This is a genomic window from Plebeiibacterium marinum, assembly GCF_026013615.1.
Lineage (GTDB): Bacteria > Bacteroidota > Bacteroidia > Bacteroidales > Marinilabiliaceae > Saccharicrinis > Saccharicrinis marinus_A.
In genome coordinates this window covers 49,536-61,766 of the sequence record NZ_JAPDPI010000031.1, presented here as the reverse complement: position 1 = coordinate 61,766, position 12,231 = coordinate 49,536, and the positions used below count along the sequence as shown (strand labels likewise).

The window sequence follows — 12,231 nt, the reverse complement described above, 5'->3', positions numbered from 1 at the left end:
CTAAAATACTCATTTGCTTGCAGAATTATAAACTTAAGAATAAAAGCTTATTAACTGGTTATCAACAATCTATTCCATTTTTAAGGATTGACTAATTATTCTACCAATAAAGAACCTCTTATTGAAACTCCATATACGCCGCTGCCGTTAGGATCAGTAAAAGCTAATGGATGGTTGCTAAAACAATTACAATTACAAAAAGAGGGATTAACCGGATATTCAGAAAGTCTGTACAATAGTGCTTCAGATCTTGGGGGCGACTGCGATTGGCTTGGTGGTACAGGGAACAGCTGGGAGCGTGCGCCATATTATGTAAAGGGTTTGGTTGCCCTGGCTTATACTTTGCACAACAAGGACTTGATAGGCAAAGCAGAGAAATGGATCAACTGGTCGTTGAACAGCCAGGATGAAACCGGCTTTTTCGGTCCTCCGGGAAACAGGGATTGGTGGGCTCGTATGCCCATGCTTTATGCCATTAAAGACTATTATGAAGCCACCCGGGATGCCAGGGTATTGCCTTTTTTTACAAAATATTTTCAGTATCAGTTAAAGCATCTTGATGAGCAACAGTTGGATAACTGGGGTAAAGCACGATCGGGCGATAACATTGAAATTGTTTTTTGGCTGTATAACCGCACTGGCGATAGCTTTTTAATGACTTTGGCAGATAAGCTCGAAGAGCAGGCTTATGACTGGACAAATATCTTAACGCACAATTCTTTCAATGATTTTGGCAAGGAATTTTTTCCCAAGCACAATGTAAACGTGCCACAAGGGATGAAAATGCCGGCTATCTACTATCAAAAATCAAAAAAACAAGCCGATAAAGAGGCATTTGCCCTGGGACGAGCACACCTGATGCATGATCATGGTCAACCAGAGGGAATGCAGTCGGGTAATGAAATGTTGGGAGGAAAGTCATCGCTTACAGGATTGGAGATGTGCAGCATTGTGGAGCAAATGCAGACTAATGAAACGGTTCAGATGATACTGGGCGATGCAACAATAGGCGATCAACTGGAAATGGTGGCTTTTAATGCTTTGCCGGGAGGTGTTAGCAAAGATTTTAAAGGTTTGCAGTATTATACGCAGGCCAACCAGGTAATAAGTGTGGATGGGAATCATGGTTTCGGGCAGCAATATGGAAATGGATTGATGCCCGGACCATATTCCGGATACGGTTGTTGCAGGTTTAATTTGCATATGGGATGGCCGTATTATGTAAAAAATATGTGGGCAGCCACTAACAATAATGGTCTGGCTGCTATGGCCTATGGCCCTGGAGAAGTAAAAGCCCTGGTAGGAGATGGGGCAGAGGTGGTTATCACCGAATCTACAAATTACCCTTTTGATGAAGTGCTGACCTTTACAATTTCCACAAAGCAGGCAGTTTCTTTTCCATTGGAATTGAGAATCCCGGCCTGGTGTAAAAAGCCGGTGGTAAAAGTAAATGGCAAAAAGCAGAAGCAAGTTAAGGCAGGCGAATTTTATGTTATTTCACGGGAATGGAAAAACAAGGATGTAGTAGAATTAGAATTGCCCATGTCGGTTCAAATCAATCCGGAAGTGAATCAATCGGTTAGTATTCAGCGGGGGCCATTGGTTTATGCGTTAAAAATGGATGAGAGCTGGATTTCAAAAAATGATTATGGTAATGGGTTTAAAGAATATCAGGTATTGCCCAAATCGAACTGGAATTATGCTTTAGATATAGATCCTGATAAAGTGGAAAAATCTATATCTGTGCATAAAAGGGAAATGCCAGAGAACCCATTTTTGCAAACTTCAACACCGGTAACGCTTACGGTGAAAGCTAAAAAAGCAGATGACTGGCATTTGGCTTTACATGGATTAACAGCCTGTGACCCGCCATATAGCCCGATAGTATCATCTCACCCCACCGAAGAAATTGAACTGGTACCATTTGGTGCTGAAAATATCCGGGTTACCTGTTTCCCTGTTCTTGGGAATATGAAGGAGCATAAAGATGAATTTGTCGAAGATTTTAATGATGGCGACCATAATGGATGGGTTGAGTATAGTGGAAGCTGGATGGTTCAAGATAAAATGCTGAAATCGTTGGATGTAGAAGGGCGTCAGGGATCTAAAGCCATAGTACCCTCAACTCAGTTTAGCGATTTTACCTGTGATGTTAAGCTAAAGGTAGGTGAATCAGGTGATGCCGGGTTAATGTTCAGGGCAAGTGACGTGTCTTTAGGTGCAGATGATTTTAGAGGTTACTACGTAGGTATTAGTGCCGAAAGCAAGCAAATCATCCTGGGTAAATCGGATGGGAGATGGCACATGATTAAGAGTGTTTCTACAGATATTGAAAAGGGTAAATGGTACCATCTTAAAGTTGAAGTTACTGGCGCACAGATTAAGGTATATCTGGATGATATGAATAAAACAAAGCTTGACGCTGAGGATCATTCATTTTCAAAAGGAATGATAGGAGTGAGGGCATATAGAGCTTTGGCTAGTTGGGATGATATTCATGTCGTTAAAAGTAATTTAAGAGCAGAGGAATCAATTCAGAATAAGGAAAATGACGATGAGAAATTCTCTGTAAATAAAACTTTTCCTGAACTATCTAATTACCCGGATGGGATAGTGAGTCCGGTTTACAATTCCGGTCCGGGAATGGCAGTTGATCAGGAAGCCGTAACATCGGAAGACTCAAAAATGCTTGTCGTTAGTAATACCAGTCAGGCAACTTTTACTTCCTATATTGATGCTCTTCTGGAAAGTGGACTTACCAGGGTATCAGCAACAAATACCGATGATAATGTGTATTATACCCTTAAAAGTAACGATCATCTGTATTATTTGTATTACACTTTAAGTAAAAATCAGGCGCGTATTATTCAGGATAATTCAACCAGAACCTTGTTGACAGAGCTGGATAGCCGGGAACAAGGTTCAGGAACAACTGAATTTTATTTGTACAGTCTGGATTATACGCATGGCGAAGGCCAAACCAACAAAGACGATTATTGGAAAATTGATTGTGGTACATTGTTAATTATAAAGTTAAAAGACAACAGCTTGTTTTTAGTGGATGCAGGACATGAACGCCAAAGTAGCGATGCAGCCCTGAAAGGCTTAATGAATTTTATGTATCAAATTACCGGACAGGAGGAAGGATCAACCATTAATATCCGTGGGTGGTTTTACTCTCATGCACATGGCGACCATGTTTATATGACCTATCCTTTACTCGAAAAATATCATAAGGTGCTGAATGTGGAGAGCGTACTGTTTAATTTCCCATCATACCATACCATGAGAGGGGGTTATGATGCTGGCACTTTCGTAATGAAAAAAGCCATCAATACTTACTTTCCGGATTGCAAATATGTAAAGTTGCATACAGGCCAACAGTTTTCGCTTCAGGGCGTGGACTTTGATGTGCTGTTTACTCATGAAGATGGAGTAAATAATAAAGGTAAAAACACGATTGGTAATTTTAACGATACTTCCACAATTTTATCAGTTACCATGGATGGAAAGAAAATTGTATTGCTAGGAGATACAGATGGTGTTGGTCAGGCAAATATGCTGAACATGTACTCTACAGAAACCCTTAAAAGCGATTGTGTTCAAACCTCTCACCATGGATATAATAATGTAACGCCGCTTTATAATGCCATAAAAGCACCACTGGTATTGTTTTGCAACTCAAAGGAAAATGCGAAAGACAACAATTTGAATAAGTATAACGGTGCCATGAATGCTGTAAGTAATACAATTCCATTGTTTGCAGATCCTAATACTTATAAATTAACTGTGGTAAACGGAGAGTTTAAAACAGAAGCTATTCCAAATTATCGGGATAAAATTAAAAAAACGGCTTCCTCAACAAATCCTTGATCTTGTTTTACTTTAAAGTAGAATTAAATTGAATTATGCTATAAATAAATCGGTTGTGCCTTTACATTTAATAGAATTGGTAGAGCTTAACTTTTAGCATAAATGATCAATTTTAAAATAATATATGTTATTCATTTATTCATTTTGAATGGGTTAATGATTATAATTGTATTTAATTGAGAACTTATGTTCTAAGCTGAAGTTGTTGAAATATATACACAATCATATTAGCAGGCATTGATGCATAAAATACAATAAATCAAAAAAACATAACCATGAAAAATTGTCCCAATTGTAATTCAGAAATAGAAGAAGGTTTTGAACTATGCTGGAATTGTAACTACAGTTTAACAGAGCAAAAAGTAATTGATATAAAAGACTTATCTGAAAATAAAAAACAGATTGACTGTCTTAGGTGTAAGATACCAATGTTATTTTCCGGAGAATTTAAATTTCATGAAGGTCCAAGAATTGGTTTTTGGGGGAATTTGTTTGAGGCTTTTGTAAACCGCGAGGCATTTGATTTATATGTGTGCCCCAAGTGTGGCAAAGTAGAATTTTTTGCCCCCATAAATAATAGTGAATTTAAACAATATTAACACCTATACAAACAATTATGAAATCATTTTTATTTTTTACTTTCCTAACAGGCATGGCAAAATCCATAATGATCATCTTATTAGGGATATTAATTAAAGATTACATTGAAACTTTTATCTCCATGATTATTCGAAAACCAATTCCTGATAATTTGATTGACGAACAGAGATATAATAGTATTCATAGGGTAATTAAATGGATAGGGATTATGATTATTCTTTGTGGTGTGGGAATGGCACTTTTGTCATTATCAACCTTAATAATGGGATTCAATATGCCGATGAATAATTTTAATTTCAAGTTCTAATAATTGAGCTATATAGTGTTGGCAAGAAGGGTTCAATTTCTTCCTTCCTTACATCCTCTAACTTCCTAAATAATGCTTGCAAGAAAACTCGATTTTATTCCAACCCGCACCCTCCAACTCCCTAAAGGGAGAGTCTCATCCCGCACAGTGCGAGTGGCTTCCCCTTCAGGGGACGAGGGGTTAGCGGAGGGGTTCACTATAAAACAGGAGTTTTCTTGCAGAGACTACAGGGAGAACCTGTCAACCCTCATAGAGCGAGGGATTTCCCCTTTAGAGCCTGTCCCGAACTTGTATTCGGGAGGACTGAGGGGTGAGCGATTGGAGCTTTAATTATTTTAGTAGTTTTCCAGCTGTTACTATGTAGAAATTAACTCAATAAAAAATCAAAGAACACTAAAATTTCATAGTGTTCTTTGATACTTGGTGGTATAACTGAGTTTTAAATGCCCTCAGGTTGTATTGATTTATCCATATTTCACTGCTACCAATCATCCGTTCTGAAAGGAACAGCGGGAAGCCCTTCTGAATTAAATAAATTTAAGTCATCTGGATTGTCGGCCCACCCAAAACGAACAGCAACAGGATCTGCAACTTTATCAGAATAAATAATCACTTTGTTATCATCCAGAAGCTTTCCTTTTGCCCAATGGAATTTTTTATCAGCTCCGGCAATAGCAAAGGCTTTTAAATAGCCATATCTGTCTTTTAACATTAAGCCATTAGCCGTTTCTTTAAAATGGATGATGACAGTACGGTCTTTTATTTCCATGAAATCATACATGGGTCCCGAATGAACTATGTCTTTTGCGTAGGCTGTTTTTAAGGCGTTTAATGCCAGTCTTTTCCCCACATCCTGTTTGTTTCTTGGGTGAATATCAAAAGCGTTCCCTATGTCTATAGCTGAAGCCATACCTGTATTTGCTAGTTCTAATGTCATGGTTTGCGCTTCCCTGAGTTCGGCCCAGTCGCTGTCTTCAGGTTGATCTTTTGCCTGCATAAAGTTGGCCAGCTGAACCCAGAAAAACGGAAAATCGCCCAATTGCCATTTGTTACGCCAATCATTAATCAGGGTCTTAAAAATCCTTCGGTATTGCATGGCCCTGTCGGCATTGGATTCCCCCTGGTACCAGATAGCACCCTTTATACCATATGAGATAATGGGATCAATCATACCGTTATATAAAAGGGTTGGGTATTCGTTGGGATTCAGGTTTTCGTATGTGGGAAACACTTCTGTAAACTTTACTTCCCAGTTACCAGCTAATGAGATGTTTTTTGATCCGGTTTTGACTTGTAATTGACTGTTGTTGCCATAGATGCCTCCTAAACCACCGGTGTCCTTGATTCTTATCAAGATTACATTCTCACCTTCTTTCAGGATGTTTTCTTTGACGTTATAAATCCGGTCGATATTGTACGATTGGGTGGTACCTACAAATTTGCCATTGACCCATGTTATATCCTGGTCGTCGATTGGACCCAGAAATAATGTGGCAGGAAGCATGGCCTCCTCTGCGGTTAAACTAAAACTTGTACGGAACCAGGCAATTCCATCAATATCATTATAGCCTTTATGTTCCCAAAGGCCAGGTACCTCAATAGTTTTCCATTCCTGATCTTTCAGGTTTATTATGGCTTCAGGTATAGTGTTGTCTTGTATCACATGGCTTTTTGATGGTATCGTGCCGTTAAAGAGTGCAGCAATCTTGTTTTTCTTTTCCTGATTTAGTGTTGAAAGGTCAATTTTCTTTAGCTGAGAAAGTGCAGTATGCATATCGGGGTCTTTTTCAATACTTTCCGGACTAATCCATGTTTCTGCAACAGTACCTCCCCACGAAGAGTTGATCATTCCCACCGGTACATTCAAATCTTTTAACAGGTGACGGGCAAAAAAGTAACCTACAGCACTAAAATGTCCAACAGAAGCAGGCGAACACACTTCCCATTCACCTCCGGCTATATCCTTTGCCGGATGCTGGCTTACATGCTTTTGTACATTAAACATCCTTAGGTTTGGATATTGTGCCTCCTGTATTTCCTGGTCGCTGTTGTTCACGTTATCAACCGTCCATTCCATGTTCGATTGCCCGGAGCACACCCATACTTCACCGATTAAGATATTATCCAGTTTAATCTCATTTTCCCCTTTGATAACCATGTTGTAAGGGCCTCCATAACCTAAAGCAGGTAGCGATATTTTCCACTTGCCGGATTTGTCAGCTTTGGTTTTTATCGTTTTCCCGGCAAACTCCACTACTATTTTTTCGTTTTTATCAGCCCATCCCCATACAGGGTTTTCCAACCCCTGCTGTAATACCATATTGGAGGTGAATATTTTTGCAACGGATACTTTCGCGTTAGCATACTGCAATGTAAAAATGATCGATATTAAGATCAGAATCAGTTTTCTCATAATAGTTTATTTATTAATAAAGTCAATTTCTCTTTGCGTATAAGTGTCCAGTTTTAGCCCCAGGTCAAAATACTGTCCCCCTGTTGTTTGTTTGCAGTGGACGGCTACTACATTTTTTCCTGCTTTTAAAGATTTTAGTGCGTCTTTGCTTATGGCTAATTTTTTGTAGTTCGATACATATCCTGTTTGAGTAGTGGCCAGCACACCGTTAATGTAAATCTCACAATCTTCATCATAATATACCACCATCGATAATTTTTCTAACTCGTCAGCAGAGAGCTCTCGCATATCAAAGGTTTTTCTTAACCAGATATCAGTGGTGTTCCAGTTGGTTTGCTCGTTTGTATTTGGAGGATTTCCGTTTCCAAAACCGCTTATGCCTGTTTCCCATCCAGAATCGTTAAATGTTTCCATGTTCCAGCCTGAAAGAGGTTTTTCCATAGTATATTTCCATTCGCAGGGCGATGTAATAGCATCTTTTATAAAATACTCGGTTTTAGCAACATCCTGATAAATCAATTTTTCGTTCAGAGCCCTGATTTTATCCATGTCTACCTTGAGTACCCTGTCGTAGGTAAGCAAACCGTTAACTTCCTGTTCTACATCAGTAAGCTGTGTAAAAACAGCTCCACTCATGGCATTGTAGGTTTTAAACTGCAATAGCATATGGATATATTCATCATATATTTTCTCCAACTCTTCCTGTGAGTGCACCGTAAGCATTCCAACACCCTCGCCAGGTTTCCATTCATGTCCGGTTACTTCCAGGGCAATGGCGCCAAATTCACCACAAACACCTGCCATCCCATATTGCGGTTCTATAATTTTTGGTGGGGGATAGGAGTGGTAATCTAAAATATCCCCTACATAATCGTGATAGTTGTTATCGCTGGCAGCATTGATTAGTCTGGTTGAATCCAGCTTCCGGGTAAGCTCTACCATATGTCGGGTTGGGTTGATCCCGTCAGCTGTTTTCTGTCCCTGAAGTTCGTTATAGATGATCCAGCTTGTTATGGATGGTACGTTGTAAAGACCTTCAACCATCCTGATATATTCTTGCTGAAACTGTATGGTGTCAATTTTTGGTTTGTGGTGGATGTATGAATTGACAGAAGGCATATCCTGCCATACCATTAATCCCAACTTGTCGGCCCAGTAATACCATCTTTTGGGTTCTACCTTTAAGTGTTTACGAACCATGTTAAATCCTAGTTTACGCTGGATTTCCACATCGTAGCGTAAGGCATCCTCCGTTGGATATGTATATAGCCCATCTGGCCAGTAACCCTGATCTAAAAGGCCATAATTGTATACCGGTTTATCGTTCAAATAAATTTTTGTTTTTCCGTTATCTTCCCTGATGTCAACTTTCCGCATGGCAAAGTAACTCTCCACCTTGTCAATAACTTTGTTTTTTTGTTTAACTACTATATCTAAATCGTATAGGTTAGGGGTTTCTGGCGACCACAGTTTTGGGTTGGGAACAGGAAGTTGCATATCTGTTCCGGGTTGTGATTCGGATACTGATATTACTTTACCGTTCCATTTTACCTGAGCTTCAATAGAGAGGTTTTCCTTATTGGAACCATAAGTATTAACTGAAAGGTTCAGCTTTTTATTATCCACATCAGGAGTTATCCTGAAATTTTCGATGCCGTTTTCATCCACTGCCTCCATCCAAACGGTTTGCCAGATACCTGTAACTGGTGTATACATAATGAGTAAGCCATGTGGAGGGTTTTCTTGCTTACCCCTTGGGATACCTTGTTTTTCTGTAGGGTCAAATACACGAACTATTAATTCCTGCGTCTTACCTTTTTTCAGATAAGGGGTGATGTCTATATCAATTTCATCATATCCTCCCCGGTGGATGCAAATGCTTTTCCCGTTTAAAAAGATTTCTGATTCCCAGTCAATTGCTCCAAAATGAAGGATGACTTTTTTCCCTTTCCAGTTTTTTGGTATAGAAAGTTCCTTGCGATACCATAAGCGGTCGTAGTGTTTTTTTATGCCCGAAATAGCTGATTCAACGGCAAAAGGAACCAATATCTTTTGTGATAGGGTTTGACCAAATGGAGTTTTGTCCCCATTTTCTCCGGGTTTAAATTCCCATAGTCCATTTAAGTTTACCCAGTCCTTCCTGACCATTTGAGGCCGTGGGTATTCCGGCAGAGGGCTGTTGGTGTCGATATCCTTCATCCAACGAGTGGGTAATTCTGCCTTTTGCATGGTCCAATCCTGTGCGGCGGACTTAAAACTCAGACTCCCTACAAACAGGGAGAGTATAATTGTAATCGTTTTAAAGCTCATATTTGTTGTTTATTGAAATTGTGGTGTTTTATTTCTTTACGACTTTTATTGTGTGGTTTTTATTGATATTTGTGTTTAGCTGTACCAAAAAAATTCCGTTTGGAAAACTGGATAAGTTTACCTGATACTGGTTTGCATTAATATGGTTAGCTGAATGAACAACCTTGCCATTCATGTCTGAAATAGAAATGGAATCCATGGGTTCTGTACTGCTGATATAAATGCTTTCAGAGGTGGGGTTTGGGTAGATGTTTACTTTTTGTTCCTGAAAAGAGGTTGTTATATCAGTGGGATTAACTGGCGGAAGAAATAATTGGGTAGCAGGTACTATTTTACGGTTTTGTAGCATGCTTTCCCATTCCATCTTTATGTTGGCTCCACCCGATTCTTCAAAATACTCTATTTTAATATCATATTTTTGCCCGGCAGTTAAATCTATGCTTCCAGAGTATTCAACTCCCCAATCATTAATCCATTTATCAATAATTAATTCGTTGTTAATCCATAATCTTCGTCCATTGTCCGAATTTATATAAAAGGTATAAGTGCCGCTGTATAACGGTTCAATTTGACCCGACCAGCGCACTGAAAAATTATCGTAATCTACTCCGGCAAGAGGAGAAGCAACACCCCAGTCAAAATCAATAGCTGAGTCAATTGTTTCACAAACGGGTGAGTTAAAATCCTGTCCGTTATAATAATTGGCTTTTAATCCGTTGTTTTGCTGTTGTGTGGATGATTCAATAAATTGAAAATCTTTTAGGTTAACGGTGGTTCCATTACCTATGTATTTAAGATATATGTGCTGCATTCCAAATATGTTTTCCACCTCGCAATAAACTTGGGTGTATGTATTAAAATCACCGGTGGCAGGGATGTCTGCAGTTCCAAGTATTGGTCCATCCTCGTTATTCATTCGAATTTCGATTTTACCGGTATTGGAACCACTGGCAACGTTCAGGTTTACACCTATAGCACCATTGTAACCAAAATCAACATTAGTAAAACCAACCCAATGGTTATTGCGTATTTGAAGATAGTGTGAATCATCTGCAATTTCTCTTAAAAAGACACTGGATAAAAAATCAAAATGATCTGCTTTAATTAAGCTATAGGCATCTTTTTTATTGGTCAGCTCAATGGGACAGTTTGTTAATAGTGACACAGCCGTTGATGCACTAAAGGCGCCGGGTAATTCTGTTTCTGATGTTTTGCTACCCCATAAAGTGTTAATAAGTCCCTGGCTATTTCGGTTGTTGTAGGATACTTTTGCGTTTAATTGCATCCATGGTATGTAATCTACTCTGTTGAACTCTTTAATATACCGTCGGATATATCGCATGTAAATACCTTTAAACCCATCAAGATCCCTGCCTGATTCAGTATTGATAACCCCGTTGTTAAACATGTCGCGGGTAAACTTGGCAATCTGGTGCGCTTGTTTTAAATATTGAGGATCCCCGGTGTATTGGTAGAGCATAATAGAAGCGCCCAGATAGGTGGCCTGATTATATGTGCTTGCCCAATAGTTTGTTTCAGTTTCTCCGGTTTCATCGTTCACATAAAAAGCATCATAAACGTGCCCGTTATCAGGATTGAACAACCTGTTTTTAGACCATTCGTACAGGCTTATGGCTTTTGTATAATAACTCTCATCGCCTGTTGCTTTGGCCAGATAACAGCAAGCTACCATGGCAGGACCGTTGATACAGGCATTTTTGGTTCGTGTTCCCTGTTTCCATATCAACCCGTTGCCCAGTAAATCATCCTGAGTCAGGGCCCTGTTGTACATCACATCGAAGTTGGATTTGGCAGAGTTAAAGTAGGTTGTGTTCCCCGTATAAAAGTAAGCCCTGATACAGGCAAGGCACATCCAGGTAATATCATCGTTATATTCGTTCCAGCTCCAGTCTGTTCCTTCCTTTTGGATGAATTCGTTATACATGGTAGAAAATAAGCTCATGTATGCAATGTCTCCCGTTGTTTCAAAGGCATCATCTACAATTTCCATCATTTCTGCATTCCCCCAAAAGCCTTCGCCCTTGAATACTTCATTGTCGCCCCGGGTATCAAAATACGCACTGATCCAGTCATTAATTGCCTGTTTTTTGATAGTGGCAGAAAGGTCGGGTTCAGTATTCTCCTGCAGGATAAAATTCCATTTTTCGGTTTCAATATCAGATAGCTGGTCTATTTGAACATATGCGCCATCGTAATCCGCTTCTTTAGCACAAATGGAATATGTATCACTAAGCGACACTTTAATGGTGTAAGCATTTTCTGTGTCAGGGACTTTTGATATAAGCCATTTTTCAATGCTTGTTCCAGCAGGAGTGCTTTGGCAAATATTTGAACCGGAAGGCTTTATTACTTTTCCGCTGGCAACATTGGTTATAGTAAATGTATTATCAGCTTCCTGGTTTACAATCCATTTTTGAGCGTTGGAATTGGTATTTGTCCATATTTGCAATTTTGCATTATCATTCAGCGATGAGTTTTCAACGCCTATAACCTTTCCGTTTAATGAAGACTCAATCATATAAACCGATCCTGATTGCAAACCAATTGCCTGCGACAAGCACCATGAGGAAATTAATGATAGGAATAACAGAAATATAGAATGTTTGAAATATGTTTTTTTGAACAATGCTTTATGTTTCATTTTAAAATGGTTGTATTATTTGCGACTGTATTAAACAATGTGTTAGCTAATTATGATGTTATGAAT

At 39.1% G+C, this 12,231-nt stretch carries 6 protein-coding genes; 3 read left to right on the top strand and 3 right to left on the bottom strand.

Features of this window, described 5'->3' with window-relative positions; translation table 11 throughout:
* Positions 1–87: 87 nt before the first annotated feature.
* The 3 genes from OM074_RS14665 to OM074_RS14655 all read left to right on the top strand — a co-directional run bounded on the left by OM074_RS14665 (position 88) and on the right by OM074_RS14655 (position 4,780).
* Entirely contained in the window at positions 88–3,873 is a 3,786-nt protein-coding gene (locus OM074_RS14665; protein ID WP_301200746.1) for a beta-L-arabinofuranosidase domain-containing protein, read from the top strand.
* Positions 3,874–4,148: 275 nt separating this feature from the next.
* Positions 4,149–4,472, top strand: a complete 324-nt coding sequence (locus OM074_RS14660) for a hypothetical protein (protein WP_301200743.1) — start codon at positions 4,149–4,151, stop codon at positions 4,470–4,472.
* A 68-nt stretch (positions 4,473–4,540) separates the two neighbouring features.
* Complete coding sequence (locus OM074_RS14655; RefSeq protein ID WP_301200741.1) at positions 4,541–4,780, top strand: hypothetical protein; 240 nt, start codon at positions 4,541–4,543, stop codon at positions 4,778–4,780.
* Positions 4,781–5,261: 481 nt separating this feature from the next.
* Here the strand turns inward: OM074_RS14655 and OM074_RS14650 are convergent, their stop codons facing one another.
* The 3 genes from OM074_RS14650 to OM074_RS14640 are packed head-to-tail and all read right to left on the bottom strand — an operon-like array spanning position 5,262 to position 12,165.
* Complete coding sequence (locus OM074_RS14650) at positions 5,262–7,193, bottom strand: sialate O-acetylesterase (protein WP_301200738.1); 1,932 nt, start codon at positions 7,191–7,193, stop codon at positions 5,262–5,264.
* A gap of 6 nt (positions 7,194–7,199) precedes the next feature.
* Complete coding sequence (locus OM074_RS14645) at positions 7,200–9,503, bottom strand: glycoside hydrolase family 2 protein (RefSeq protein WP_301200736.1); 2,304 nt, start codon at positions 9,501–9,503, stop codon at positions 7,200–7,202.
* Between the two features lie 28 nt (positions 9,504–9,531).
* A complete protein-coding gene (locus OM074_RS14640; RefSeq protein ID WP_301200734.1) occupies positions 9,532–12,165 on the bottom strand; it encodes a glycoside hydrolase family 76 protein in 2,634 nt (877 codons plus the stop codon).
* Between the last annotated feature and the right edge of the window lie 66 nt (positions 12,166–12,231).